Source organism: Pseudomonas petroselini (genome assembly GCF_045037875.1).
GTDB lineage: Bacteria > Pseudomonadota > Gammaproteobacteria > Pseudomonadales > Pseudomonadaceae > Aquipseudomonas > Aquipseudomonas petroselini.
Genome location: NZ_CP173614.1, coordinates 4,163,360 through 4,189,367, shown reverse-complemented (window position 1 = coordinate 4,189,367; position 26,008 = coordinate 4,163,360). Strand labels below are relative to the sequence as shown.

Annotated in this window: 24 protein-coding genes; 7 read left to right on the top strand and 17 right to left on the bottom strand. The window is 57.2% G+C overall.

Annotated features, from left to right (window positions below; translation table 11 throughout):
• Positions 1–43 precede the first annotated feature (43 nt).
• Both ACI512_RS19270 and ACI512_RS19265 read right to left on the bottom strand, forming a co-directional pair.
• On the bottom strand, positions 44–625 hold the full coding sequence (locus tag ACI512_RS19270) for an STY4534 family ICE replication protein (protein ID WP_405121270.1): 582 nt from the start codon (positions 623–625) through the stop codon (positions 44–46).
• An 868-nt stretch (positions 626–1,493) separates the two neighbouring features.
• The gene (locus tag ACI512_RS19265) at positions 1,494–1,835 is read right to left on the bottom strand and encodes a helix-turn-helix domain-containing protein (RefSeq protein ID WP_027912505.1); all 342 of its coding nucleotides are present in this window, start codon (positions 1,833–1,835) and stop codon (positions 1,494–1,496) included.
• 209 nt (positions 1,836–2,044) lie between these two features.
• Between ACI512_RS19265 and ACI512_RS19260 the strand changes: the two genes are divergently transcribed.
• Positions 2,045–2,302 carry a hypothetical protein gene (locus ACI512_RS19260; protein WP_047542283.1) on the top strand — a complete coding sequence of 86 codons (258 nt, stop codon included), beginning with the start codon at positions 2,045–2,047 and terminating at the stop codon, positions 2,300–2,302.
• Between the two features lie 46 nt (positions 2,303–2,348).
• Here the strand turns inward: ACI512_RS19260 and ACI512_RS19255 are convergent, their stop codons facing one another.
• From ACI512_RS19255 to ACI512_RS19195, 13 genes are all read right to left on the bottom strand, one after another.
• A complete protein-coding gene (locus tag ACI512_RS19255) occupies positions 2,349–4,316 on the bottom strand; it encodes a DNA topoisomerase III (protein ID WP_231808335.1) in 1,968 nt (655 codons plus the stop codon).
• A gap of 223 nt (positions 4,317–4,539) precedes the next feature.
• Complete coding sequence (locus ACI512_RS19250) at positions 4,540–5,010, bottom strand: single-stranded DNA-binding protein (RefSeq protein WP_231808334.1); 471 nt, start codon at positions 5,008–5,010, stop codon at positions 4,540–4,542.
• On the bottom strand, positions 5,007–5,525 hold the full coding sequence (locus tag ACI512_RS19245) for a DUF3158 family protein (RefSeq protein ID WP_231830300.1): 519 nt from the start codon (positions 5,523–5,525) through the stop codon (positions 5,007–5,009). The genes ACI512_RS19250 and ACI512_RS19245 overlap by 4 nt, the downstream gene beginning before the upstream one ends.
• Positions 5,522–6,277 (bottom strand): PFL_4669 family integrating conjugative element protein, encoded by a 756-nt coding sequence (locus tag ACI512_RS19240; protein ID WP_231830299.1) that lies wholly within the window; start codon positions 6,275–6,277, stop codon positions 5,522–5,524. Before ACI512_RS19240 ends, ACI512_RS19245 begins: the two co-directional genes overlap by 4 nt.
• Before the next feature lie 144 nt (positions 6,278–6,421).
• Entirely contained in the window at positions 6,422–7,609 is a 1,188-nt protein-coding gene (locus ACI512_RS19235) for an STY4528 family pathogenicity island replication protein (protein ID WP_274090370.1), read from the bottom strand.
• On the bottom strand, positions 7,606–8,154 hold the full coding sequence (locus ACI512_RS19230; protein ID WP_405121269.1) for a DUF2857 domain-containing protein: 549 nt from the start codon (positions 8,152–8,154) through the stop codon (positions 7,606–7,608). Before ACI512_RS19230 ends, ACI512_RS19235 begins: the two co-directional genes overlap by 4 nt.
• Positions 8,151–9,734 carry a ParB family protein gene (locus tag ACI512_RS19225; RefSeq protein ID WP_231807872.1) on the bottom strand — a complete coding sequence of 528 codons (1,584 nt, stop codon included), beginning with the start codon at positions 9,732–9,734 and terminating at the stop codon, positions 8,151–8,153. The genes ACI512_RS19230 and ACI512_RS19225 overlap by 4 nt, the downstream gene beginning before the upstream one ends.
• Before the next feature lie 308 nt (positions 9,735–10,042).
• Positions 10,043–10,885, bottom strand: coding sequence for a ParA family protein (locus tag ACI512_RS19220; protein WP_231807871.1), 843 nt, complete (start codon positions 10,883–10,885; stop codon positions 10,043–10,045).
• Positions 10,886–10,889: 4 nt separating this feature from the next.
• On the bottom strand, positions 10,890–11,120 hold the full coding sequence (locus tag ACI512_RS19215; protein WP_231807870.1) for an AlpA family transcriptional regulator: 231 nt from the start codon (positions 11,118–11,120) through the stop codon (positions 10,890–10,892).
• Between the two features lie 117 nt (positions 11,121–11,237).
• Entirely contained in the window at positions 11,238–11,987 is a 750-nt protein-coding gene (locus ACI512_RS19210) for a hypothetical protein (RefSeq protein ID WP_231807869.1), read from the bottom strand.
• Positions 11,988–12,139: 152 nt separating this feature from the next.
• Positions 12,140–12,772: a TetR/AcrR family transcriptional regulator gene (locus tag ACI512_RS19205; protein WP_231807868.1), complete on the bottom strand. Its 633-nt coding sequence runs from the start codon at positions 12,770–12,772 to the stop codon at positions 12,140–12,142.
• Positions 12,759–13,610: a 3-hydroxybutyryl-CoA dehydrogenase gene (locus ACI512_RS19200; RefSeq protein ID WP_231807867.1), complete on the bottom strand. Its 852-nt coding sequence runs from the start codon at positions 13,608–13,610 to the stop codon at positions 12,759–12,761. Before ACI512_RS19200 ends, ACI512_RS19205 begins: the two co-directional genes overlap by 14 nt.
• Positions 13,611–13,623: 13 nt before the next feature.
• The gene (locus ACI512_RS19195; RefSeq protein WP_231807866.1) at positions 13,624–14,808 is read right to left on the bottom strand and encodes an acetyl-CoA C-acyltransferase family protein; all 1,185 of its coding nucleotides are present in this window, start codon (positions 14,806–14,808) and stop codon (positions 13,624–13,626) included.
• Positions 14,809–14,939: 131 nt separating this feature from the next.
• On the opposite strand from ACI512_RS19195, the gene ACI512_RS19190 reads away from it, so the two are divergent.
• The 6 genes from ACI512_RS19190 to ACI512_RS19165 all read left to right on the top strand — a co-directional run bounded on the left by ACI512_RS19190 (position 14,940) and on the right by ACI512_RS19165 (position 23,730).
• On the top strand, positions 14,940–15,956 hold the full coding sequence (locus ACI512_RS19190) for an AraC family transcriptional regulator (RefSeq protein WP_231807865.1): 1,017 nt from the start codon (positions 14,940–14,942) through the stop codon (positions 15,954–15,956).
• Positions 15,957–17,110: 1,154 nt separating this feature from the next.
• Positions 17,111–18,142 carry a zinc-binding dehydrogenase gene (locus ACI512_RS19185; RefSeq protein WP_231807864.1) on the top strand — a complete coding sequence of 344 codons (1,032 nt, stop codon included), beginning with the start codon at positions 17,111–17,113 and terminating at the stop codon, positions 18,140–18,142.
• Between the two features lie 164 nt (positions 18,143–18,306).
• Positions 18,307–19,743 carry a class I adenylate-forming enzyme family protein gene (locus tag ACI512_RS19180; protein WP_231807863.1) on the top strand — a complete coding sequence of 479 codons (1,437 nt, stop codon included), beginning with the start codon at positions 18,307–18,309 and terminating at the stop codon, positions 19,741–19,743.
• Positions 19,744–19,882: 139 nt separating this feature from the next.
• Entirely contained in the window at positions 19,883–21,091 is a 1,209-nt protein-coding gene (locus ACI512_RS19175) for a serine hydrolase (protein WP_231807862.1), read from the top strand.
• Between the two features lie 137 nt (positions 21,092–21,228).
• Positions 21,229–22,110, top strand: a complete 882-nt coding sequence (locus ACI512_RS19170) for an MBL fold metallo-hydrolase (RefSeq protein WP_231807861.1) — start codon at positions 21,229–21,231, stop codon at positions 22,108–22,110.
• A 438-nt stretch (positions 22,111–22,548) separates the two neighbouring features.
• The gene (locus tag ACI512_RS19165; RefSeq protein ID WP_231807860.1) at positions 22,549–23,730 is read left to right on the top strand and encodes an OmpP1/FadL family transporter; all 1,182 of its coding nucleotides are present in this window, start codon (positions 22,549–22,551) and stop codon (positions 23,728–23,730) included.
• A gap of 105 nt (positions 23,731–23,835) precedes the next feature.
• Here ACI512_RS19165 and ACI512_RS19160 read toward each other — a convergent pair whose 3' ends face one another.
• A complete protein-coding gene (locus tag ACI512_RS19160; protein WP_231807859.1) occupies positions 23,836–24,465 on the bottom strand; it encodes a TetR/AcrR family transcriptional regulator in 630 nt (209 codons plus the stop codon).
• Positions 24,462–25,616, bottom strand: a complete 1,155-nt coding sequence (locus ACI512_RS19155) for an iron-containing alcohol dehydrogenase (protein WP_231807858.1) — start codon at positions 25,614–25,616, stop codon at positions 24,462–24,464. Before ACI512_RS19155 ends, ACI512_RS19160 begins: the two co-directional genes overlap by 4 nt.
• Between the last annotated feature and the right edge of the window lie 392 nt (positions 25,617–26,008).

Genomic DNA, 26,008 nt, shown 5'->3' with positions numbered 1-26,008 from the left:
GCGCTCGATTGAGCGCCTTGATGTAAAACATCGGGGATTGTGTTCAGGCGGACTGAACAGTACGTGTGGCAACACGGCGGGCTGTGCGGGGAGTGGGTGCAGATTCAGGTTTGATCCTGGTCTCTGTTGGGTTGTCGGTATCCTCAGCTTCGGCATCAGCCGACGTTGGGGATGGCTCACTGTTTGGCGTTTGCTCAGCAGGTGCTGTTGCCTCCTGCCTGGCAGGCGCTTTGTATTCGAACGTGCCGTTGACCTTGATCCAGTCGATGTACAGCAGACGACTTTTCAGGCTGGCACCTGGCTGGCCTTGTTTATCGCCTTTCTCATAGAGAAATGGGTCGATCCACAGGTCGCTGATACGGAACGACAGCAAGACCTTTTTCTCTGCTTTGACGGCGTCCATATAGAGACGAATCAAGCGTTCAGCTTCGCCCCCTGCGACTTTGCAGTCGAAGCGGGTGTACTCCACTGCATCGGCGGCACCATGCAGGGCTGCGATATCGCAGGCCATGAATGGCTGGCCGCGGCGGACTTGCACTTCACGAACACGGTTGAGGTAGCCGATACCGACGGTGTGCAGATTGAAGTAAGTAGTTGCTTCTTGGGATTGGTTGGCGTGGGCCATGGTGGTTCTCCTGTTTCAAGGGAAAACGGCGACGCACAGCCCCTGAGGGGGAAGTGAGTCCCGTCAGGGTGGGTAAGGTGAAGGCAAGCGATGAACGACCTGTCACCGGCAACCCGATGACCATCAGATCGATGCGCCTGGAGAATAGGGGAGCAGCAGAGGAGAAATCCGCAGCAGATCTGCGGACCTAGGGTAGTGGGCATTCATCACCGCTGAAGCGGTAATCGTGCGAGCCTCCGAATGCTGATCGCACTTGGGTAAACCACCACGAGCGTGGCGTAGCCTTGAAGGTTCAAGCTACCTGGGCTGGGCTGTCAACGACAGCGAACCACGCCCTTTGTATAAGCCTGTCACAGGGGAGCGTCAAGACGCCGTTAGCCGATTTTTTTAGGCCGGAACTCAGTGGCAATCACTGGACGGAAGAAAGTGAAGAGTGGGCCTGGCGGGTGCCAGGCTAGGAAGAGAAAAAACCACCTTTGGCGAACTTCTGCAGTCGATAAGCTCCTCGCAAAACTTGTTTTAACTGCATCTCGATTCGCCAACCGACCCTTATCGTGGCCTGGGTCGGAACATGCTGGCACGCATCCGCGCACAAAGGGTGCCCAGTGTTTCCCCGGCGGGCTCCGGGACTGAATGTGATCGCCGTAGCGGATGACCGCTGCTGCCTGGTAGAGGCAACAGTGGTCATCCGCCACATTGATCCGGTCGAGCACAAAGCGGGAATAAAATTCCGCAGAAGAGAAGGCTCCGAACTCAGGGAGTCCGACCGAGCTACCCGGAGCGAATCGGTCTTGGCGTCGCCGAAGCGATGATCCTGAGGCACTACAGCAGAGCGGGTGGGGCGACGTCAAGCCAGTGGGCGAAGCGGTTATTTGCTACTGAGATGAGCGGCCAGCTGTTCGACGGTCGTCAGGATAAAGGCACGGTCGCTTTCTTGAAGGCCGCTCAGCAGGCCCGCGATCATCTGGCCCTGGTCGTTGGGGCGACTGCTCGACTCCGTCAGCAGTTCATCCATCCGGCAGTCGAAGATGTCCGCCAGTTGCATCAGCTTGACCACGGAAAGCTCCACCACACCCCGCTCAAGGCGCGAAATGGCTTCGCTGCCGATCCCCAGGCGTTCAGCCACCTCTTCCTGGGTCAGATTACGCTGAGTGCGGTGCTTCGCGATCATGCGCCCAATTTGGGCTTGGGTTGGATGTTTATGTGCCAAGTGATGAGCTCTCCAATTCAACCCGAATGGTTGAGCAAAGACCCATTGACATAAACATCCTTAACGGTTGAGTATCGACTTATAAGGTTGTTATATTGACTGAAATAGCTGTTTGTCGCGACGTGACATCTACTCCTCCAGGAATTAGAGGTCGAAGTGACCAGCGAGACTGAGCGGTCTGATAGGGCCAAACGGAGGAAAGGTTGAGCATGGATGAGCAGCGCGAGAACGTCATGGACCTGATCTGGGATCGAACACTGGAGCTGTTCATCAAGATCCATGACTGCCCTGATAACCCCGAACACCTCGACAGCCTTGTTCATTGGCTCAACGAAGATCCTGCTCACCTGAAAGCTTTCAACGAACTGGGGCAGATATGGATCGCGACAGGCATCGCGTTGGCCCGTGAAATCGGACAACCGCTAAGCGACTTGGAGAAGGATCAACTGCCGTTGATGATGCACTGACCCGTACATCAGCCCCCCAAAGATTCATGTGATCACCGACGATGCGTCATGGCCGACGCGGCCCTTTGCTGATCGACACAGTGCCTTTGCAGTCCGGGTAGTGGGAGCATGACCAAAACGGTCCTGATTTTCCCTTCCGCCTGAGCATTGATGCGTTGCAAATGGGGCAGACCGGCCCGGCTTCGACCGGTACCGACAAGGTAAGCGCTCCGCAGTTTGCGATCAGTTGCGTAATCCAGTGCGCCTGCTTGGCAACGAATGCATCCAAGGTCAGACGTCCCGCTTCGATTTCATCCAGCGCTTGCTCCCAGATCGCTGTCATACCCGGATCGGCGACGGCAGCGGGTACCGCTTCGATCAGCGTATGGGCCGCTGCGGAGGCCGTTAATGCACGTTTTTTCTTCAACAAATAACCGCGATCAATCAAGCCCTTGATGATGCCGGCTCGCGTGGCTTCGGTGCCGATACCGGTGGTGTCCCGAAGTTTCTGTTTCAGACGCGGGTCATTGACCCGCTTGGCCACATTTTTCATCGCCCTGATCAGATCACCCTCGGTGAGCGGTTTGGGCGCAGCGGTGCGCATGGATTTGAGTTCGACGTTGTCCACTGCGCACCGCGTACCCTGCTGTAGGACGGGCAATACCTGGGATTTTTGATCGGGTTCATCGTCTTCGGCGTTGTCGGAGAGTAAGCCTTTCCAGCCTTGAACCAGGATCTGTTTGCCAACAGCGGTTAACCGTTCTTCGCCGCACTCCAGTTCGACCTCGGTTCGATCAAACTCGTGATGCGGCAGGAATTGTACGAGGTAGTGGCTACGAATCAGTTCGTAGACTTGGCGCTCTTGTTCTGACATCCGCCCAAGGTTCGCCGGCTCGGTGGTGGGGATGATGGCGTGGTGCGCGGTGATCTTGGCATCGTTCCATGCTCGTGAGCGCAATGATCGATCGATGCTTCCGAGCGCTGGGCGTAACGCGGGATCCATTCTGAGCAGGGCATCGAATACCGCGGCTACCTCGTTAAACATGCTCTCTGGCAAATAGCGGCAATCGCTGCGCGGATAGCTGGTGGCTTTGTGGGTTTCATACAAGGCTTGGGCGATGTTCAGCGTTTCCTGAGCGCCGAGTCCCAACTTGCGTGAGCAGACTTCTTGCAGTGTGCTCAGGTCGAAGGGCAGGGGTGGCGCTTCGCGCAAATGCTCAGTCTGCAGCGAGACTACGGTGGCGGTCTTGCTGCCAGAAAGCGCTTGGACGGCTTGACTGGCGAGCGCCTGCTGCAGGCAGCGACCGGCTTCGTCACGTCCTGAGCTTGGCGGTATCCACGACGCGATGAAGGGTTGCCCCATTGAAGACAGGTGCACATCCACCACCCAGTACGGCACAGAGACGAAGCTGGCAATCGCGCGATCTCGATCAACCACCAAGCGCAAAGTGGGCGTTTGGACGCGTCCAACCGACAGTACGCCGTCATAGCCCGCCCGCCGTCCTAGGAGGGTAAACAAACGACTGAGGTTCATGCCGATAAGCCAGTCGGCACGGCTGTGCGCCAGGGCTGAGTGATACAGCGTGAGGGTCTCATCGCTTGACCTCAGCGAGGACAATGCCTTGCGAATCGACGCCTCGTTGAGTGCGGATAACCAGAGGCGCTCAACAGAGCCACGATAGTTGCAGAGCTCCAGTAACTCGCGGGCAATCATTTCACCTTCCCGATCAGCGTCGGTGGCGATGATGACGGTGCTAGCTTCGCTGAGCAGGCGTTTGATGACCTTGAACTGTGCTGCGGTCTTGGGTTTGACCTCGACCTGCCAATGTTCGGGAATGATCGGTAGATGATCCAACGACCAGGTTTTGTACTGATCGCCATAGGCTTCAGGTGTGGCCGTTTCCAGCAGGTGACCGATACACCAAGTGACGGTTGTCTCGCGTCCGATCAAGCAACCATCGCCACGTCGGCTGGCTCCGAGAACCTTGGCGATGTCACGTCCTTGGGAGGGTTTCTCGCAGAGAAAGAGACGCATAGAACTGCTCCGGGTTGAGTTCGGAGCAGCGTTGTTGGAAACAGCAATGGCGAGCTATGAGAAACCTGAATGGCAGGTTCCTCATATTAGTCGGTGAGGGCGGTCTTGAATGGGGGGCGAGGCTGCTAGGTTGCAGTCAGGTGGACGACAGTGCTTCACGAGCAGCGAGTAATGACAGGCCAGGAACTTCGCGCAAACGCGCAATTTTTATGCCTCATGTCAGTCATGCCGATGGTGGCTGCCCTCTGCGCTTTTTGGACTTCGACGCAGGCGAGCTGGCCTGGTCTGTAGCCTGCCCGACGGGAGCCGCAAACGATGCTGATTCACTTGTGCGCTCCCGCATGACCACTTTCTGCACGCGATGAGGCAGGATGCCGACACGACGCGCCTCGATCTTGAAGGTCACCCGCGCATTGTCTTCGCTGTCCTCCCACTCATCGCGCACGGTGCGGCCTTCGACCAACACGCGCATACCTTTCTGGTACAGCGTGCTCCAGTGTTCAGCCTCGCGGTGCCAGAGCTCGACCGGCGCCCAATAGCCGCCTCGATCCTCATAGCTGCCGTCGCGTGGCACGGGGTTGTCGAAGTACACATTCAGGCGCAGCAAACGCCGTGGCTCGTCATTGCCTGATGGGAACTCCTGGAACTCTGGCGCACTGCCGATGTTGCCTTCGCCGACGAAAAAAGTACTCATCGTGATATCTCCGCTGCTGGTGTGAACTGGCGCAGCAGCCGTTCGGCGCTGGCCATTTTGATCGCGCAGGTTGAAGCCTGACGGTAGAGCGAATGCACCACGCTCATCTGCAAGTTCAGTGCAATGCGCTCACATTCGAAACGGTGTAACCCCTCGCGTACGGCTTGCGGCAAGGCCTTGTTGGAGGCTTGGCGTTCCCAGACCGCAACGCCCATACGGGCGAAATCACGGGTGCGCCATCGCAAAAAGGTGCTGCCCGCACTGGTGTTCTGCAGCACCAATCGAATATCCAGCAGCGAGTAAGGCGGTTGTCCGGCCTGCTGCGCCACAGCCTCCATCAGACGACGTAACTGCGCCTCGGTTTCCCTCGCTACCCGCGCCAGGTATTCCAGTTCCCCCTTACCCTTAAAAGGTTTTAAAAGGCCTTTTAGGTAGGCAGCGTGTTCGATCTGTCGATAGGCATCCGGTGTTAGTGTTTCGAGGGGCATTGGTTGAGTCGGGATGAGGTGCCTCATACTTCGTCCTCCGGCTCATCTACTGTCGCAGACGGCTCTACCGCGTTCTCCGTCAACGCGTCAGCGTCATCCACCGCCACAGCACCACGACGAATGATGGGTGGCGCGAACTGGGAGCGGCGATGCCCCTCAAGGATGTCCGTAGGGGGCAGCCCCATTCTCTCGATTGCCGCCAGAGCGCGGGCGTTGTTCGCCGCCATGTCGTCACGGGTGACGCCAGCATGCCGATAGCGCTGCGCCTGACCGAACAGGCTGCGCAGCAAATGGGCACCGTCGTCGATCCAGGCTTCCATGTCCCGGCGACCGATCAAGGCGGTGTGATGGGCCAACAGGGTATGTCGCACCAAGGTGTCGTAGTCAGTCAGCAGGTAAACGGCGAGGAAGCCCAGTTGGCTGCCGATGTACAACGGCAAGGTGACGGGATGGATGTTGAGGTTGTCGCTCATGTCGATCTGCGTCGGCAGGTCCTGTCTGATCCGGTCCAACTGCTGGGTCAGTTCCAGCATCCCAGCCTTGGCCTGCATCAATTTTTCTTCGAGCTGCACGATCGCCCAATCGGCATAGGGGTCGTCCTGCGCTGCGGCCTGTTTGATCAGGTTGGTGACGCTGATGTAGCCGGCCATACCCATAATCGAGTGGACGCCTTCGCGTGCGGTTCGACCTTGCCAGATTCGGGCGGCGTGGTGGGTATGCAGTGTCAGGGTGATGCTGCTGCGCAATGAGCCCAGGTTGAGCTGATAGTGATCGGCCACGGTGTCGTCCTCGCATAGGCTTGGACGGGAACGTTGCGACAGACGAAGGTCAAGGACAGCCGAAAAGCTGAATGCGGTGTGTTCGATTTGGTTCGAGACGGTTGATTTTCGAGACGCTCGTCAGTGATGCCAGTGGCATCAAATCTACTGACGTCCAGGGCGTTTGCTACGCAGCTGGCGCAGTTCATCCAGGCACGCCTGGGCGAGGGCAGAGGCGGGTTCGCCCTTTTTCCGAGGTTGGCGCGGGGGAGTGGGTGGCGGTTCTGCAATGGGTAACGATTCAGCTTGACCTGCCCAAGGGTGAAAATCGCCTTTGAGCGCCCGCTGGATCAGTCCCATCAGATACGCCGCGGGTTTGCGGACGCTTCCTGCCGCACATCGCGCGCCCGCTTCGTTGAGCACCGCCTGCCGATCTGCTGGTTTTAGCTTGTTCAGCGTCACGGTGACGGCCTGCCGCTCGCTCGGACTCAGGTGCAGCGGATCAGGCCAGTACAGGTTATCCACCGCTGGGGTCGCGCGCGGTACCGTACAAATACTTTCTTTTAACACAGTACAGGCGGCATTCGGATTCCGAACGCTGCCGGAAACATGGGCGTTCAGACCCGGTTCGGAATCCGAACGGAGTCCCGCACGATTCCGAACGCTGTGATCGCCACCCAGTTCGGAATCGCGTAACGCTTCATCGGGCGCCTTATCCAATCCTTGTTGTGCCCAATGGTCGCTCCAACTGTCGAGCCGGGTGGGGAGTCGGCCCAAATCGATATCGGTGTCCTGACGAATTTCTTCCAAAACATGCTGAGCGACAATTCGCACCGCCTTGGTTGCATGATCGAGGGCGTGTCCGGCGAGCTCCAGGTAATCCTGGTCCAACTCCATGGCTTCGGCGGGGGTTAACGGTTCATCGTGCAGGACGTACAGAGAACCTTGTAGGCGCCCGCTGAGCTGATCGCGGCCACGACTCACCAAACTGAGCCAGCGCGTCAGCCGGAGCATCGTCAAGACGCGAGCGATGGTTTCACGGGAGGCTGACGCACCGTAGGGCACGCTCGACAAGTAAGGCTGCAGATCTTCATAGCGCGGCGTGACCACGCCCTGACCTTGCAGCATGAGTCGAAATACTTGCCAGGCATTCCGTTCCAATGGCGTCAGCCGACTATCCAGCAGCAGCCGACGCGGCACGACTTCGTGGGATTGACCACTGAACAGGAAGCCAGCTTGCAGGGCCTGGTTGGAAGGATGTTCAGTGGTGGGGCGTGCGGGCCAACGTTCACTTAGTTGTTGGGTGCATTGCTGCAGGACACGCTGCCAGCGACTGAAAGGGGCAGTGTTCATGTTCCGTTGCTGTAATGGTCGATCTGCTGCCAAACGACGGTCAAGCTGATCTGTTGCTCCTCCGCCAACATCATCATGGCGTCGAGCTGATCCTCAGCACCGTCCTCAGCGCGTAGTTGGCACCAACGCTGCCAGAGCGCATGTTCCTGTGCTTCGCTCAAGTTCTGGGGGCGGCCCTTACGGGTTTCTATCTTGAGCAGACGTCGGCGCAGGGTGGTTTCCGAATGCGCCAAGCCGAAGCACTGATACATGATGGTACTGCTGGCACCGAGCTTGAGCGCTCGGTTGATCAGGCGCTCGTTCTGTTCGTCGCGTTCGGCCTGGTCGATCAACCGATGCAGCACCGGTGAATCAATCTTGATCTCAACCCAGGGGATGGTGGCATGGGCGAGGCGTGACAGTGTGGTGGGCGGTAAGGATTGCAGCAGGTAAATGTCCTCTTCACCCAGCCCGAGTGCTTTGCAGCGTTGCAGATTACCCAGGCGCAACTCGTGAAGGACCTGAGTCAGCATGGCCTGGTTGAGTACATTGAAGGACAGGTTCATGGCCGCTCCCTTGGTGAATCGTCTTCATGGGTAAGCGTTAAGTCGATCAGGCGCCGGGCTAAGCGAATGAGGCGATACAGTTTGATTAACAGATAGTCGGGCAGTCGCTCCAGTCCTACGTCCACGGCGGGACGATCGGCCAGCGGGAGTTGATAGACCCCCAGTAGCAGTTGCCCGAACAGGGCTGAGGGCAATTGCTTTCGATCCTCCCAGCTCACTTCGTCTTGGGCACGCAGTAGGGCCAAGAGCAATAGGTGAACGCCGGTTGCACGAGGCGCTGAAAGATCCAGTTGCTCCATGTTGAGGGCGAAGCCCAAACCATACTTCTGACCGATGATGCTCTCGGGATGTCCGGCATAGGCCGCCATTTCCCGAGCTAGGCCGGCAATGGCTAAACGCAGTTGTTCAGCGGTGTCCAGTGTGGGTGCGATGATCCAAATGTCGTCGATCGGACAGGTTGCGACGGTCTGTGCTGGTTCGGTGGCAGTAGCGCGGTCAATCTGTTCGCGAATTTTCTGAACACGTGACGGAGGGCTGATTGCCGATACGACATTCGTTTCGGGCAGCGTGAGCTGCTCCTCTCGCTCTGTTTCGGTCTGCGTCCTGGTTTCAGCTGATTTGGAATGCACCTCGGAGAGGGGAGGCTCGGCGGCGGGATCATCGACGCTCGGCAGAGGGTTGTTCGCCAGCGGTGTGACGACTACGCCCGGCGTCCGAATGACCCGTTGGGTATCGCCCAGCTCCAGGGCCAACATGCGGTAGGACTGTCCGAGTAAGCGACTCATGCGTTCCAGCAGTTCATCCTGGATTTGCTCAAGGTCGAAGGACTCAGGGTCGGCATCGAATTGCCCTAGGGTGTTGAGCCAAAACTCGGGAAAAGCGATGGCGTCGGTTGGATAACGATTCCAGGTTCGTTCAGCCTGGCTACGCAGACCAATCAGGCGCTCTATTTTGGGTTTGCCCAACCCGGCGTATAGGGTCTGTGGAATGGCGGGCAGTAAATGTTCAAGGGTGTCCAGCATCCGGCTGATGTGCGACTGCGAAATCGGATAGCCTCCAGCGGCAAGACGTCGTGCCAGCTCTCGTTGCGGGAGTGTTGCGCCATCTGATTCAAGCATGGTCTTGAGTTTGGCCACTGCCTGAGCACGCTCGATGAAGGTGAGCTGACCGTGTAGATCGCTTTCGGCCAGATGGCCGAGTAGGGCGCTGATTTCATCGGTCCAGGGTCGAAACAGGCAATGGATGCGGAAGAAACGCTCGTCGCGGGTTTCCTGCCACAGCTCGCCAAGAATTGCCAAGCGTGTATTACCGCCGTTGCGGATTATGAAATAGGTTTCACCCGGGCGGCGGGTAATCGGCGGCGCTTGATCCAGCCCGCGCTCACGGATTGAGGCCTTGATGTCGTCATAAAGCGGGTTACGGATGAACCGCGGGTTGTGTTCGTAGGGCCGCAACTGCTCCAGAGTGACCAGCATAGGCGTATCAGTGAGTGGATTGGACAACCGCTCCATTTCTGGGCCACGGGGGAAGTGGCCCTGGTGCAGTTTTTCGGTGATTTCCTCCTGAGTGAGCTTCTTCATTGACGCCACCTCAGTTAACGCCGGGTGCTCAAATGGTCACCAACTTCGAACTTGACGACCTCGGCGGTGCCCGAGCCTTCGAAATAACGAGACAGTTCCGCAAGGAACCAACCCATGGCTGGGCGCCCGCCTTGTAGACGAAAGACCACTGTGCAGTACTCCTCGCTAGGTGGGCGGCAGAGGTGGATGGATGGTTGAGCAATGATAGAAAGCTGGTCCAACATCAAAAGACTCCTTGCCAAACGCAGTTGGCCTCAACGTCGGTCAGACAAAATCTCGTCTCGAGAACTATGGCTTGGCGATTCATTTCATTGAGCCTCCGCGCACTTGCTCACAGTAGAGATTGCTGTGTGCCATTCCGGGAACAATTCAATGGCGAGTGCTTGCATGGTTTCCAGTGCCGATGGCGAGCGTCGTTTATGGGGCCGGCGCGTCTCGACTCGGTGGACTGGCAGACCGAGGGAGGCAGCATTGAGATACGCCACTGCGTCTGGAACTACGGTGTCTAGCACCGAGATGTTGGTAGCCCCAGCGAAGGTCTTGCGCAGACCGCTGATGATCATCCGCGTGTCAATCCTAATGGCGTTCACCTGGTTCAGTAGCAGTCGCAAGGAGGGTGGTGGAATGCCCAGGTGGCGGAACGGTTCGAGTTCGCTGAGCAGCTTCAAGGTGCCGCGGTGCAGTTCGCGGGCGGCGAGCATTTCCGGCGTGATGGGAGAAAGGGCGATATCGGAGGCCAGGATGGCCATCTCCAGAAGCACGCTACGTGCGCCTTGGGTGTCGACCAACAACAGGTCGTAACGGGGACGGAAATGGTCGAGCAAATTGCGCAGCCGTAATCGCCCGTCAGGGGCGTGCAGCAGCAAAGTACTCAGTCGGTCTTGGTCGTCATTGGAGAGGATCAGGTCGAGACCGACGACCTCCGTCGTGGAAATTATCTGCGAAGGATCTGTCTGGTTGAGCGCAATGAGTTCGTACGCACCGGCGATGGCCTCGTGGTTCAAGGCATAATAGCTGGAGAGGGTCGGTTGGCTATCCAGATCGAGCAGCAGGACGCGTAAGCCCGCATCTGCCAGCAGACCGCCGAGATTGGCCGCTACTGTGGTTTTGCCTACTCCACCTTTGGTGGACACCACTGATACGACACGCATGTCATCAGGCCTGCTGCGCCAAACGCTCAGTGATCCACTGTTCGATCTCTAACGAGTCCCAACCGACGGCACGCAGCCCAATGCGTTTGGAATGAGGGAATTTACCCTCCTTCATTAGGTTGTAGATGTGCGCACGCTTGAAGCCGGTTTTCCGCTCCACCTCGTCACGCCGCATGATGTGACGTTCAACGGGTGTTTGAGGGCGGTCGGTGAACGAGACGGATGAACTGGACATGCTGGTCACTCCTGGCGCCGCTTGGCGCGTGGTGGGAAGTGAACTGAAGTGAATAGCAGATAAGCGAGGAAGTCATTGCACTGCAATCGAGTGCATTGCAATGCAATGATCTGGCGCTCAGGTGGTTTTTTTGAGAGTGCGATTGGCTGCCGCGAACTTTTTATCCAGCGTTCGTTTGCTGAGGCCGGGAATGTCACTGTGGCGCGCTGTCAAAGCATCGACGATTGCGGCTTGGTTCTTGAACACGGAAAGTGGTTTACCGGCAGGCGACACGTCTAAGATGGTGTTGACCAAGGCACCGATGATCTGTAGGTAGGTGTGTTCACTACGATCGCTGAGCTGTCCCTGCGTTTTTACCAGCATTCTAAGGCTCTCCTGCTCGAGTCCCAGTGCCTCAAGGTTAGCTTCGACATCTTGGAGCTGATGTTGCAAAGCATCGCGCTCTCGCTGGAGGGCATCCCGCTCGGCCTGGAGTGCAAAATAAACCCCTAGGCTGATTTTATCTTGAGCGTCGTCGTTCGATTCGAACAGGAAATCGGGCCGCTGATCGGGGTAATAGTTCTGCATCCAAAGACGTAAGTCGGAATGTCTAACGGTCAACAGAGCGGGCTCTACGGGGGTGCCTATGGGGACCGAAATACCGAAGGAGCCATACGGTAATTCGCCATTGCGGACGGCGTCATAAATTTTGTCAGTATTGGCCTGTAGGCACGGCCATTGAGGAAATAGGATCCTGAGCTTTTCCGGGCAGGACCAAGCCGTTTGCACGATCTGCGCTTCGTAACGAATGAGGTTGCACCAACGCAATGCGGCGTCGATGGGCCGATAGAAGGTTTTAGCCTGCGGGTTAAAGTTGTTTGAAGACATGTGCGAACGGACCTCCATATCCTGATGGATCGGCCTCTCGCGACACATCCCTACATCCCTACATCCCTACATCGCCTACATGCTGGTAGAGAGTTTCAATGGCAGCGACTCGCATAGCGAAGCGCTAAAATACGGTGGATGTCCGGTTCTTTTTAGGTATTTTTTTCTAGAGGCGGGGTGAGGCTAATCGCCTCATGTGTGCATCTTGGCGCCAGCAACCGCTCAATGGCGCCGCTCACCATATTTTCCATTAGATTATTGCGCTCTTGTTCATCCAACGAGTAGTGCGTCAGCCAACTGGGCGCACTGTTGAGCAAGGCGGCAATGGCATGACCGGCGGCCATCCGGCCTTGTTCACTGAAACGGAGTTGGGCGCCGAGCATCAACAGCAACTTACATTCGTACTGTTCGCGCAGTTGCCGGACGCGTTCCTGCTGCTCTTCATTCAGGCAGCCACTGTCGCGCTCCACCAGACGAAAATGCCAGGGCATTTCCTGATTCAGGTTCAGGTGCGCGCGGATCAGTTGGTTGAGTCTGTCACGTTTTGCCGGGGCTGCTTGTTCGATGCGCCCCAAGGTGGCCAGCAGTTCTTCGTAGAACTCCTCGATCAGGTCGAACAGCAAGTGCTGCTTGCTGGGGTAATGATGATACAACGAGCCCGGAGCGAGCCCCAGGCACGTCGCGAGCTCACGCATGCCGACCTGACCGAAACCCTTGCAGGCAAAAAGCTCCAACACCTTGTCCCTGTATTCGGCAAAACGCGAGCACCGCTCAGGCATAGGCATGGAAGCCGCGTCCCGTTTTGCGTCCCAGGTAACCGGCGGCGACCATTTCCTTGAGCAGTGGAGCGGGGCGGTATTTGCTGTCCTTGAAGCCGTCGTAGAAGGCTTCAAGGATGGCCAGCACGGTGTCCAGGCCGATCAGGTCCGCCAATGCCAGCGGGCCGATCGGCTGATTGCAGCCCAGGCGCATGCCGGCGTCGATGTCTTCGGCGCCGGCGAGGCCCTCCTGAAACACCAGGATGGCTTCATTTATCATTGGCACCAGAATCCGGTTGACCACAAACCCCGGACGGTTGCCCGCAGTGATTGCGGTTTTGCCGAGTGTGGTCGCCATGTCCAGCGCCAAGGCGTGGGTGGCATCGCTGGTTTGCAGGCCACGAATCACTTCGATCAGGCCCATTACCGGCACCGGGTTGAAAAAGTGCAGGCCGATGAAGCGCTCAGGCTGACTGACACTGGCAGCGAGTTGAGTAATGGACAGCGACGACGTGTTCGAGGCAATCACACAGTCGGCGCTGACCTGCGCGGCGATTTGTTGCAGTACGCGCAGTTTCAGGTCGAGGTTTTCGGTAGCGGCTTCAATCACCATTTGCACGTTTTGCAGGCTGTTGTAATCGGTACTGGTGCGAATTTTGTCGAGGGCAGCGAGCTTTTGCTCATGCGTCAGCGTGTTTTTGGCGACCTGCCGATCGAGGTTTTTATCGACGGTCGCGATTGCCTTTTGCAAGGCACTCTCAGAGATGTCGATCAAGGCCACGTGGAAGCCGGCGAGGGCGCAGACTTGTGCGATGCCATTGCCCATGGTGCCGGCGCCGATGACGCCAATGTTCTGAAGATTCATGCGCATGTCCTTATTAAACCCGCTCGAACAACACGGCGATGCCTTGGCCGCCGCCGATGCACATGGTCGCCAGGGCATAACGGCCTTGGCAGCGATGCAGCTCGTGAATGGCTTTGGTGGCGATGATCGCGCCAGTGGCGCCCACCGGATGGCCCAGTGAGATGCCCGAGCCGTTGGGGTTGACCTTCTGCGGATCGAAGCCCAGTTCTTGCGCTACGGCACAGGCCTGGGCGGCAAAGGCTTCGTTGCACTCGATCACATCAAGGTCGGCAACGGTCAGACCGGCGCGCTTGAGCACCAGGCGGGTGGCGGGAATCGGTCCCAGCCCCATCATCGAAGGTTCAACGCCAGCATGGGCATAACCCACCAGTCGGGCCAAAGGCTTGAGGTTCTGTTCCTGAACAGTTTGGCCGGTGGCCATGATCAGCGCACCGGCACCATCATTGAGGCCGGACGCGTTGCCTGCGGTGACGCTGCCGTCCTTTTTGAAAGCGGGTTTCATGCGGCTCAATTGCTCGGCGTCGACCTCGGCCCGAACATGCTCATCCGTCGCAAACGAAACCGCCCCTTTACGGGTCGCGACTTCGATCGGCACGATCTGCCCGGAAAAACGCCCTTCGGTAATCGCCCGAGCGGCACGCTGCTGGCTGAGAAGCGCCAATTCATCCTGGGCCTGACGCGTGATGCCATAATGCTCGGCGATATTTTCGGCGGTGATCCCCATGTGAAAACCGGCAAACGGGTCTTGCAGTACCCCAAGCATGTAGTCGATGGCCTGCATGTCGCCCATTCGGGCGCCCCAGCGCGCTTGCGGCAACAAATACGCGCCTCGGCTCATGGACTCGACTCCACCTGCCAGTGCAGCGCCTGCATCCCCCAGCATCAAGCTTTGCGCAGCACTGACAATTGCCTGCAAACCTGAGCCACAGAGACGGTTAACGTTAAAGGCGGGAGTCTCTTTCGTCAGGCCGGCATTCATCGCTACCGCCCGGGAGATATAGGCATCGCGCGCCTCGGTCGGGATCACGTGTCCCATTACCGCATGACCGATGTGCTCGGGCGCCAGGCCTGATCGTTCTATAGCAGCGCGGCAAACGTCGGTTGCCAACTGAATAGGCGGCACATCCTTGAGTGAACCGCCAAAGCTGCCGATGGCAGAACGAACAGCGCTCACTACAAAAACATCGGTATGGTTCATGTTGGCTCTCTGAGTAGGTCTTTTTTGTTGGTCACGAGTCTAGAATCTGCAGCGGCACAGGCCTATACCAAAACTGTTCAAGGATGATGACGTTTTTTGCCATATTCAGATGTAACGAGAGAGGCATTCAAATGCGGGAAACGGATTCGGTGGCGGTTTACTTCATGTATCCAATGGTCCATGCACTACGAGAGGAACCGCAGCGTTTGCGGGCACTACTCGAACAGGTAGGCATTGATCCGGCATTGATCAACCAGCCGACGGCACGGGTGCCGGCCACGGCTTTCGCCGCGTTGTGGCTGGTACAGATTCGTGAATTGAGCGACGAATTTTTCCGGTTGGACTCCCATGGAATGCCACCGGGCAGTTTTGCCTTGATCTGTCGGGCATTGATTCAAGAGCCGACGCTGGAAAAAGCCCTGCGTCAGTGCCTGGCCAATTTCGCCCTGTTCCTGCGTGATTTTCGCGGTACGTTAAGTGTGCGTGGCAAACGTGCAGTCATCAGCTTGCAGACCCGTTCGCAGATCAGCGAGGTCAGCCGATTGGGCGAAGAAACGTTTTTGGTGTTGATGATCAGCCTGTTGTGCTGGCTGGGCGGGCGGCGCATTCAGATCGATCGGGCGGACTTTCGTCATCGGCGTTTGTCGCTGCGTGATGATGCCATGCTTTGGGGGCCCAACCTGACTTTTGGCACCGAGCGCACCGAAATCGAATTCGCCAGTCACTATTTGCGGCTGCCGGTGATTCAAGATCTTGACTCGCTGAAAGTATTTCTGCGCACCGCACCGCAATGGCTGGTGATTCGTTTCCGCTGCCAGCATGGGCTGGCGTCGCAGGTTTATCAGCGCTTGCGCCACAGCCATTACAGCGAATGGCCGACCTTGCAGGCCTTCGCCCTGGAACAGCACCTGAGCCCCAGCACCTTTCGCCGGAAACTGGAACGAGAAGGCTGTTCGTATCAAGAAGTCAAGGATGAAGTGCGGCGCGGCGTGGCGTTTGAACGGTTGCGCCAAAGTAAGGCGAGCATCAGCGATATTGCTCAGCAGTTGGGGTTTCAGGAGCCGAGTGCGTTTCATCGGGCATTCAAGAAGTGGACGGGGGAGAGCCCGGGGCAGTATCGCGCGCGGTTTCATAATTATATCGAATGAGTGCTTGGTAGGCGGGCGTAAGCTTTGAAGATGGCCTCCCGAGTATTTATTGACGTAGGACAAAATTGGAGCACAAAAACGACAGTTTCGAGCAGCGATCGTCAATAGGCGAAGAGGTTGAGGAATTCGACAACCCGGCCTGCATTACGTTGCGTAGCGAATGGAGAGCCTGTAAAAAACGAGCGCTCGCATGTCCCTAAAGCCAACACCATTATTCTCCTATCCCGGCAAAGTGACTGCATTACCTGCTAGATGAAAGCCAAATGCCGCCCAAACACTGCGCTTCACAAGAACGCTCAGCCCCGTGACGCTACGTGATGTGGCTCGCGAATCGTAGCCACTGCTGCGTACTTGTCCTCTCGCCACAAGCCTAAACATCGAAAATGTTGTTCGCCTCGCGTTGATCCAGGGGGGCATGGCATGAATGGCGCACCTGATAAATTCATGCTGAACGCTGCGGTGCAGAACCTAGTACGGTTGACCTCAAAAACGACAGGGTGATTGAATCAGCACCCATCAAAAAAGCCTCATCCAATCCCGATAAAAGCGCAGCGAAGACCAACGAAGCGCCGAGAAAAATGCTTGTTTGGAGAGTCGCTTCTCGAATGATGATCGGGCTTGAATTCAGGCCAACTGAATTAGGCGGCTATTTTCAACGGAATTAACTGAAATCAGCCCCTCATGAAGGCCCTAAATCCCCCAAAGCTGTCATTGGCGTTCGCGACGACGCGTTCCCTACGCCTGACTAAGAAAACCGTCGATGTAGAGCGGTTGAATGGAAAAAATGCAGACTTCGTCCATAATTACGGAAAATACAGCAGCGCATTCTGGCGCTATTCTGGATGTGTGAGTACCGGCTTGGTCCCAGAAGCTATTAGAGTTTGACGCCGTTGCTCGGTAGAAAAAAACGCTTGTGCTTAAGAATTCTCCTATCTACTATTGTGTAATCCTGTTGACATAAATGGACGCAATGATAAGACGAGCCTTCGATCAGTCTGGCGACCCTTTACAACGAGAGCAGGGATGAAACGGCGGCTTAACAACGGATTTTTGTCGTCATAAGAGGTCTCGCCGTCATTGACCTCAGTGTCACTGGAAACAAAACAATTCGAACAAGAATTCGGCGCTCGACCGATCGCAAAAGGGGTAAAGATATGCGCGTGGTGTTGCTTGAAGGTCGCGGAGGTAACGATCAAGTCAACCTAGTCGAACGGCCGGTGCCCGTGCGTCGGCCCGGAGAGGTGCTCATTCGGGTCGTCGCAGCGTCCGTCAATCGGGTCGACTTGTATATGCGCGACAGCGGGGTCGGCATCACTCACAGCCTTCCGCAGATTATGGGTGTCGATGGAGCGGGAATCGTCGAGGAGGTGGACTCGCAGCAAACCCACCTCAAAGTCGGTGACCGAGTCGCGCTTCACCCGGCTACCGTTTGCGGGCTGTGCGAGTTCTGCAAGAAGGGTGAGCAGAACCTTTGTACATCGATTCGGTTCCTTGGCGAACATCGGGACGGCACATTTTGTCAGTTCGTTGCGGTGCCGGCAGCCAATGTCTTTGCACTGCCCGATTCGCTCAGCTTTCGCGAAGGAGCCGCCCTAGGGGTGGCCTATCTTACCGCATGGCGAATGTTGTTCACGAAAGCTCGATTGCAACCCGGCGAGACTGTACTCATCTTTGGCATCGGTGGCGGTGTGTCGCTCGCGGCGATGCAGTTGGCGAAGCTGGCCGGGGCGACGGTGATAGTGACGTCGCGCGATGCTGGCAAGCTGGCCAAAGCGACAAAGCTCGGAGCCGATCATTCAATCCAGGGTGTGGAAGGACTGGCTGCGGCAGTACTCAACCTAACGGGCGGTCGCGGGGTCGACGTTGTGATCGAGAATGTGGGGCAAGCAGTCTGGCCCGAGGCGCTCCGGTCGACTGCTCGCGGCGGACGGATTGTGACCTGCGGAGCGACCAGTGGCGACCGGCCATCCGCCGATCTAAAGCGGTTGTTCGTTCGGCAGTTACAAATATTCGGATCAACGCTAGGAACATTTGGCGAATTTCAAGACCTGCTGCGTTTTTGCGGTAGTACTGGCCTGGCCCCTGTTATCGACACAGCCTACCCGCTTGAGCAGGTACATGTCGCGCTGGATCGGCTCGAGCGTGGGGATCAATTCGGGAAAATATGCCTTGATATACCGGAATGATTCCCTTGTTCAACTTTGTACGCCAGCTGTGCATGCAAATTAGAAATGCATCTGCCCTGAATAGCGCTCCGACACATTTTGCACGGGCGTGAGTGCTGTCACCGTGACGGCTTTCCGAGCCCTTGGCGAGAAAGCTATCGATTCATTTATTAAACGATCGTGGGATGCAAATGATTTCAATCAATAATCCAGCCCGCCGCTCGGTTCTCGGCGACCAGCTCCGCCGCAACGCACAACATCATCCGGATGCGGAGGCGTTCGTCGCGCTTGGCCCGCGCCGCGCACTCACGTACGCGCAGCTCAACGTCGCTGCCAACCGGCAGGCCAACGCATTACTGGCGCGCGGCATCGGCCGCGGCGACGTCGTCGCGCTTCTTGGGACGAACAGCCTCGAGCTGTTCACGGTCGTGTGGGGCGCACTGAAGGCTGGCGCAGCAGTGACCGCCATTAACCCGGGCTTCACGGCGCGGGAGCGCGATTATCAGATCACAAGTAGTGGTGCCAAGCTGGTAATCGAGGAGGCACTGCCCGGCGACGACGAATCGGAGCCCGACATCGAACTGGGCGACGAGGACGTGGCGCTGATCTCGTACACGAGCGGCACCACCGCGCTGCCGAAGGCGGTGGTGCTGGCGCACCGCTCTTACACCGCGGGGACGATTCCGGCCTTTCGGGGGGCACTCGGCTTCCAACCCGGCGCGCGCTTTTATTACGTAATGCCGTTGCACACGATCGCCGGGCTCGGTACCCAGATTTCGCTGATCGCCAATGGCGCGACGGTAGTGCTGCCCGGTGGCGAGCCGCCGCTGTCGGTCCTCACTGGTGAGCGGATCACGCACATCGCGCAGACCCCGACGTTCTACTTGCAACTCTCGCGCCTGCCGGAGTTCGCGGACGCGGACTTGAGCTCACTACAACGCTGCATAACCTATGGCGGCACGATGCCGCGCACGATGTTCGAGGCCTTCGCCGCCGTCGCGCCGAACATGGAGTGGACGACGCTTTGGGGGCAGTCCGAAATGGCGCAGACTTTCACGTGCGGGTCGTTCCGCTCGCCCGATGATATTCCCGGCGGCGACGCAGCTTGGATCGGGAGACCCGTCCCGCAGCTTGAGTTGCGCGTGGTTGATGAAGATGGCAACGATGCGGACGAGGGCGAGATGTTGTGCCGCACTCCTGCGCTGATGCTTGGCTATCTCAATGACCCCGAGCGCACGGCAGCCACCGTTCGCGACGGATGGCTGCACACGAATGATCTCGTGCGCCGTTCACCTGAAGGGGATTACTTTTTCGTAGACCGCTGCCACGACGTGATCAAGACCGGCGGGATGAACGTCTCGTCGGTTGAGGTCGAGCGCGTGCTGTACGCGCACGACGCGGTGCTCGAGGCAGCAGTGGTGGGTATGTCCGACGACTATTGGGGACAAGTCGTTACTGCGTTCGTTGTGGCGCGTGACGCTGTTACCACTGAAGCGCTAGTCGTGCACTGCAAGACCGACCTGGCCGCTTACAAGGTGCCCAAGGTGGTGCACTTCGTCGACTCCCTGCCCAAGGACGCGCAGGGCAAGATTCTCAAGCGTCAGCTGCGAGCAGGCGTCTGATCAGAACGAAGTGTATGTCCGCGACGTCATTGATCGTCGCTAGGTGACCGGCAAAGTGCTCACGGATACGTAAGCACCAGGCGCGTGCCGCCATTATTCACCCGAGCGGGTGTACGACGCTGTATGGAGAATAGACGATATGAGCGGTATGAACTCAGATCGACTCGCGCGGATCGAGCCGTTCCTGCAAGAACAATATGTAGGAGCCGGCAAGTTGCCGATGGCCGACATCCTCATTGCCCGTGGTGGTGAGACGGTTTATCGGGCCACGCTAGGCCAAGCGCGCGCCGATGGAACGCCGCTGCGTCACGACGCCATCTACCGCATCGCCTCGATGACCAAGCCTATCACCTCGATCGCGTTCATGCAGTTAGTCGAGGAAGGAAAGGTCGCCCTCGACGATCCCGTCGCGAGGGTCATACCGGAGTTCGCAAATCTAGGGGTCTATAGCGGTGGAGGTGGGACCGCCCCGTTCGCCCCGGTCAAGCACTGCGCGCCAATGCGGATGGTCGACCTGATGTCGCATATGTCGGGGCTGACCTATGGCTTCCAGAACCGCACCAGCATCGACGCAGCTTATCGCAAGACGCTGCCTGACGGTGACCGCTCGATGGACGGGTTCGATTGGTTCATCGCCGAACTTGCGAGGCTTCCGCTCGAATTTGCGCCGGGCACGGGGTGGAATTACTCGGTGGCGACCGACGTTTTAGGCGTGGTGATTTCCCGGATCGAAAACAAACCGCTGGGCGAGGTACTTCGCGAGCGAATTTTCGCGCCGCTTGGGATGTTCGACACTGGCTTCCAGATACCCGAACACCAGCGTGCTAGGTTGACCGACTGCTGGGCTTACGCACCAGGAAAGCCGCTGAAGCTGATCGACAGGGCCACTGAAAGTAACCTCGCGACGCCCGCCCGCTTCGAAGGCGGAGGCAGCGGGTTGGTATCGACCACCGCCGATTATCATCGTTTCTGTCAAATGTTGATCGGCCGAGGCGTGCTCGACGGCGTACGGATCATTAGTCCTAAGACGCTCGATCTGATGACTCGTAACCACCTGCCCGGAGGTTCCGATCTCGCTGTGGTGTCTCAATCCCTCTTCAGTGAGGCAGGCAACAGTGGGACCGGCTTCGGGCTCGGCTTCGCGATGACTCTCGATCCCGTGCGAGCGCTCATCCCAGGCAGTGAAGGCGAGTACTTCTGGGGTGGAATGTATTCCACAGCTTTCTTCGTCGATCCTGTGGAGAGGCTGCACATGGTGTTCATGACCCAGTTGGCGCCTTCATCCGACCCAATTCGTCGTCAGCTAAAGACGCTGATCTATAGCGCTATCGAACAGAGTTACGCCTGAGGAGAATCTGTGACAATCGCAAGGTAGAACAGGCCATCGATAGGGTCGTGGTGCGACAAAATCCGATCAGAATCGGAACCAAAAACGGCAAAAGTAACGACGTTGCAATACCAAAACACAACAATCAGGAGACGACAATGGCAGAGCACAATTCGCAGCTACTCAACTTCAAAAAGTGGAAGATTGGTAACGTCACCGTAACGCGGGTTCTTGAAATGGATCCGATGCACATACCGCCGGAATGGCTTTTACAGACCACGGCGGAAACCATCATGAAACATGTTTGGTTGCAGCCCAATTACGCGACTCCGGAGGGGCAGATCATTGCCAACATCCAGGGTTTTGTGATCGAAACAGGCGGGCAGCGAATCTTGGTTGACCCATGCGTCGGCAACGACAAAACGCGCGAAAGCGCGGCGTTCAACAAACTGAACAATCCATTTCTTGAGCGCCTGACGGCTGCGGGGTTTCCACCGGAATCGATTGACTATGTTCTGTGTACACATCTCCACGTCGACCACGCAGGATGGAATACGCGGCTGGTAGACGGCAAATGGGTACCCACGTTTCCTAACGCTCGTTATTTGTTCGGGCGCATTGAAGTCGAATACGCAAAGCTCGACGATGGCCTCGATGCAAAGGCCACTTTTGAGGACTCAGTCCAACCTATCCTTGATGCGGGCCTGGCCGAGCTTGTCGAGTTTGACTTTCGAATTGGCGATGAGGTGTTCCTTGAGCCCTCTCCAGGCCATACGCCCGGCCATTGTTACGTCCGGATCTCGTCGATGGGTGAAGAGGGAATCATCACGGGCGACCTTATACATCATCCGATTCAAGCTTGTGAGCCAGACGTGTGCAGCAACTTCTGCTTTGACACTGACCAGGCCCGCGCAACTCGGCGGCTATTCCTTGAGAAGTACAGCGACACCAACACGCTTGTGCTCGGCACGCATTTCACTGAGCCGACTGGCGTGCGCATCCTGCCGCACGGCAATGTTTGGAAGGTGGAGGAGATATGACGAAAACCGGGGCGGGTTATTCAGTTGCCGCGCCGGCTGGAATCAATTCACCTGTGAACAGGTATTGGGTCCAATCGCCAGGAAAAGTCGTCAACGGGATATCGGGCAAAGCCATTTAAAAGCAAACCGTCGCGGACGATGCGCGGCGAACTTTATAATAGCATTTGGCTTGCTGTCGCTGTCACTGACGAAGATCAAGAGCATTCTGTCGATTGAACGTGAACTGGGTGAACGCACGTAGGCACTTACACCGGAACTAACCCGCGCGGCGGAATGTGATGTGCGCGCTGGCGGGCGGGAGTATCGCTGCAATTGGTGTTCAGGTTATCGCCGTTGATTTTTCTAAAGGATTTATTAGCCAGTAACGGATTTCGATTCGGAAGTGATCTGATATCGCGTTTTTTATAAAAATAACAAAAATTAGACAGGTAGATAACGATGAACAAGTTTAAACGAAGAAATATGTTTCTTGCGCTGTCTGGTATCGCACTGAATATAAGTGTATCGAATGCGTATGCCACCAATGGCATTTATTTGACCGGCAGCGGAGCAAGTTCATCTGGAATGGGAGGCGCCGCCATTGCTTTCCCGCAAGACGTGACGTCGGCTGTGGACAACCCTGCCGGGCTCGCCGAACTTGGTTCGCGAGTCGAGCTGAACGGCGCAGTGATACCCATTTCCGCCGATTCTACGTTTGGTTCTACCGACAATGATCTGCATTCGCGCAAGCTCATAATAATTCCAGGGTTCGGCGTTAATTATCAGATTGCGCCGCAATGGACCTTCGGCGTGGCTGTGACCGGTGCAGGGGCGGCATCGGAGTATGATCGCCCGGTTCTTCCTGTTCCAGGGGCCGGCGACGCCAATGCTAGTCTAGTGGTTATCAACACTAGTCCGACGATCACCTACAAGCCACTTCCGAACCTCTCAATTGGTGCATCGCTGGTGATCGGCGTCGAGCAACTACGTTTGGGCGGACTTGTCGTACCCGGGCCGTCTGGCTCCCTGGAGCCCGGCCCAAGTCACGGTAATTCATATGCCTACGGTATCGGCACAGGATTTGGGGTGCTCTGGACACCGATTCCTATGGTGTCTCTGGGGGCGTCCTATTTCACCAAAACCTGGTTTACGCCACTTGACGAGTACAAAGACGATGTACTTGCCCCAACCAATGGGCATCTAGACAGCCCCTCCAGATATGGTGTCGGGATCGCCATACGCCCGTTGCCAGGGTTGACCGTTGCATTGGATTATCTCCGGATCGAGTGGGAAAGCGCCGCCGGCTACAACACGTCGAGTAGCTTTGGTTATCGCAATCAAAACGTCGGTCGTGTCGGAGTATCGTACGAAATCAATCCAGAATGGACCGTCCGGGGCGGCTATAGCTTTGCCAACATGCACATCGACTCCGATCATACTTTGGCGAACGTTCGCGCGCCCGGTATCAGCCCTCGTGCGGTGACCGTCGGTGCCACCTACGCGATAGACAAGAGCAACCTCATAACCGGTGCTTTCGAATATGACATTCCAACTTCGATTCACGGAAAGGGGGCGAACGAGGGAACGAACATTAGTACGAGATATCAGGTTTATACGATCGGGTATACGCACAAGTTCTAGGTGATCAAAAGGCGGGCTACGATGAGTGGACCCGCCGAATGAAAGTTGAATGCGCGACAGGTTCGATCCAATCGGTATCGCTGCCTGTCAGCAAGTCTCAAGCGTTCAGTCGAGGCCGATCAGCCGCAGGCAGGCTTTTACGGCCTGATCTGCAACCGCTTCGCCAGAGCGACGGCTGCCTGGGCGGTAGCAATAGGTTATCCAGCTCAGCAGGCCGCCGATCCAGATCGACATTTCTGACGCTTCGGGCACGAATACATAGCCGTCACGCACGCAGTCCTCAATCATTTTGCCGATACGCACGTCGAATTCGTGACGCAGGAGCATGATGCGCTGTGCGTCGGCACGATTAAGGTTCTTCATTTCGCGCTGGTAGACAACGAGGTACTCGTTGCGCGCAATGCTGATCTCCGCTACTCCACGCAGTGAGGCCTTGAGCAGGTCGACCGACGCCATTTGCGTTTCCGCGATCCGGTCGAGCGCCGCTAGCGATTCGGTTATCCCGAGTTCGCAGACGGCACACAAGATCGCGCTTTTTCCCTTGAAGTAGCTGTAGATAAATGGCTTGGTCACACTTAGCCTGTCGGCGAGCATTTCCAGTGTAGCTCCTTCAAAGCCCTTTTCGAAGAACAGCGCGGCGGCCTCTTCAAGAATGCGGTTCTGCTTGAACGCGACGACGCTGAGCTTAATCTCGCGCCCGGTGGGCGCGCTGGCGGTGGTGCTGGTTTTGGTCATGTAGCCCTTCTTAGAATCTCCATTATATCTGCGGGCGACCGGACAGGTCGCGGATTGGTCCTCGCGAACGCATCCAGCATAGTATTATTCGCTACCTGCTGGAAGCGTTCTTCCCCCACGCCCACTTCGGCCAGCGTCCGTGGCATGCCGAGGCTACGAATAAGCGCATCGAGCGCTTCAGATGCAGTGCCGTGCGTATTGCCAAGGCACTGCAATATGCGCACTTGGCGGCTGGCATCATGCTCCGCATTCCAGGAAAGCACATAGGGCGACATGACGCATGAGGTGTAGCCGTGCGGAACGTCGCAGGTGCCACCAAGAATGTGTCCGATGGCGTGGCTTGCTCCCATAGGCACGCCACCGATGATAGAGATCATCGATTGCCAGGCCCCGAGCTGACATTTAAGCCGCGCTTCCAGGTCCGACGGGTCGGCCTTAGTGCGCGCCAGACCTTCGACCAGCAAACGCAAGGCGCTGTCGGCGAGACCGTCGGCAAAGTCGTTGGATAAGTGCGAGGCGAGCGTCTCTATCGCGTGATCGACCGCCCGAACTCCGGTCGAAAGCCAGAGCTGTTCGCTCGTATAGATCGTGAGCGCCGGATCGAGCACGACCATGATCGGCGCCATGCTGCGGTGCTCGTAACCTTGCTTATGCTGCATTAGCTCGTTCGTCGCTCCCGACAGCGCGTTGAACTCGCCACCGGAAAGTGTCGTCGGTACGCAGATGACACGAATATCCGGGCCAAGAGTGACCGGATTGATTACGTTGCCCTCGGGATCAACGTAAACGTGCAACGGATCGAACTCTTCGACGCAGCGTACGTCGTGCTTGAGCAGCAGCGCGACGATCTTGGCGGCATCGGTAACTGACCCGCCGCCGATGGAGACGATCAAATCGGCCCGCGCCTCACGCGCGGCATTGGTGGCACGGAGCACATCAGTTCGAGGCGCGTGCGGAGCAATGCCGCTGAAGGTAGCGGCATGGCGGTCGCCAAGCTCGCGCTCAATCGCAGCGATTTCGTCGGTATTCGTACGTAAGGTTTGCGAGGCGAGGATAAACACGCGCCGCGCATCCATCTTTTCGGCCTGATCGCGGATTGCCTCGCGGGCCGGTTGACCGATGGTCACTCGCTCGGTCTCGGTAAACGTCATCTGGCTTGCTCTAATGCTGCACATGACTCGCTCCTTTTATTTTTATACGGGCTCTGACATTTTGAAATGCGCAGAACAGATGTTGTCACGCAGATAATATTCCCGCCAGTAGTTTTTTGTACCAAATATCTAATTTCGGCTCATGGGGCTAATGACATTATTTGTCCCAACCGATCTGCCCCGGCCTGGGCCGGATTAGAGGTTCAAGTCGCCAACGCCGCTACCTCAAGCGCTCTTCTGCTAGGTGCTCAAATCATACAAGGCCAATAATGCGATGGGCGGTCATTCGCCCCCATGGCCTGCTTCACTGGGATGACGTGCTCTGCAGCGAAGCCGATGTAGAGGGCTCATAACGCATTCTGGGAATGGCTATGCCTGTTGAATATGGCTGG

Coding starts and splice junctions, on each gene's coding strand:
- ACI512_RS19270 (WP_405121270.1), bottom strand. CDS start 625: ATGGCCCACGCCAACCAATCCCAAGAAGCAACTACTTACTTCAATCTG.
- ACI512_RS19260 (WP_047542283.1), top strand. CDS start 2,045: ATGGATGAGCAGCGCGAGAACGTCATGGACCTGATCTGGGATCGAACA.
- ACI512_RS19255 (WP_231808335.1), bottom strand. CDS start 4,316: ATGCGTCTCTTTCTCTGCGAGAAACCCTCCCAAGGACGTGACATCGCC.
- ACI512_RS19250 (WP_231808334.1), bottom strand. CDS start 5,010: ATGAGTACTTTTTTCGTCGGCGAAGGCAACATCGGCAGTGCGCCAGAG.
- ACI512_RS19245 (WP_231830300.1), bottom strand. CDS start 5,525: ATGAGGCACCTCATCCCGACTCAACCAATGCCCCTCGAAACACTAACA.
- ACI512_RS19235 (WP_274090370.1), bottom strand. CDS start 7,609: ATGAACACTGCCCCTTTCAGTCGCTGGCAGCGTGTCCTGCAGCAATGC.
- ACI512_RS19230 (WP_405121269.1), bottom strand. CDS start 8,154: ATGAACCTGTCCTTCAATGTACTCAACCAGGCCATGCTGACTCAGGTC.
- ACI512_RS19225 (WP_231807872.1), bottom strand. CDS start 9,734: ATGAAGAAGCTCACTCAGGAGGAAATCACCGAAAAACTGCACCAGGGC.
- ACI512_RS19220 (WP_231807871.1), bottom strand. CDS start 10,885: ATGCGTGTCGTATCAGTGGTGTCCACCAAAGGTGGAGTAGGCAAAACC.
- ACI512_RS19215 (WP_231807870.1), bottom strand. CDS start 11,120: ATGTCCAGTTCATCCGTCTCGTTCACCGACCGCCCTCAAACACCCGTT.
- ACI512_RS19210 (WP_231807869.1), bottom strand. CDS start 11,987: ATGTCTTCAAACAACTTTAACCCGCAGGCTAAAACCTTCTATCGGCCC.
- ACI512_RS19205 (WP_231807868.1), bottom strand. CDS start 12,772: ATGCCTATGCCTGAGCGGTGCTCGCGTTTTGCCGAATACAGGGACAAG.
- ACI512_RS19200 (WP_231807867.1), bottom strand. CDS start 13,610: ATGAATCTTCAGAACATTGGCGTCATCGGCGCCGGCACCATGGGCAAT.
- ACI512_RS19195 (WP_231807866.1), bottom strand. CDS start 14,808: ATGAACCATACCGATGTTTTTGTAGTGAGCGCTGTTCGTTCTGCCATC.
- ACI512_RS19190 (WP_231807865.1), top strand. CDS start 14,940: ATGCGGGAAACGGATTCGGTGGCGGTTTACTTCATGTATCCAATGGTC.
- ACI512_RS19185 (WP_231807864.1), top strand. CDS start 17,111: ATGCGCGTGGTGTTGCTTGAAGGTCGCGGAGGTAACGATCAAGTCAAC.
- ACI512_RS19180 (WP_231807863.1), top strand. CDS start 18,307: ATGCAAATGATTTCAATCAATAATCCAGCCCGCCGCTCGGTTCTCGGC.
- ACI512_RS19175 (WP_231807862.1), top strand. CDS start 19,883: ATGAGCGGTATGAACTCAGATCGACTCGCGCGGATCGAGCCGTTCCTG.
- ACI512_RS19170 (WP_231807861.1), top strand. CDS start 21,229: ATGGCAGAGCACAATTCGCAGCTACTCAACTTCAAAAAGTGGAAGATT.
- ACI512_RS19165 (WP_231807860.1), top strand. CDS start 22,549: ATGAACAAGTTTAAACGAAGAAATATGTTTCTTGCGCTGTCTGGTATC.
- ACI512_RS19160 (WP_231807859.1), bottom strand. CDS start 24,465: ATGACCAAAACCAGCACCACCGCCAGCGCGCCCACCGGGCGCGAGATT.
- ACI512_RS19155 (WP_231807858.1), bottom strand. CDS start 25,616: ATGACGTTTACCGAGACCGAGCGAGTGACCATCGGTCAACCGGCCCGC.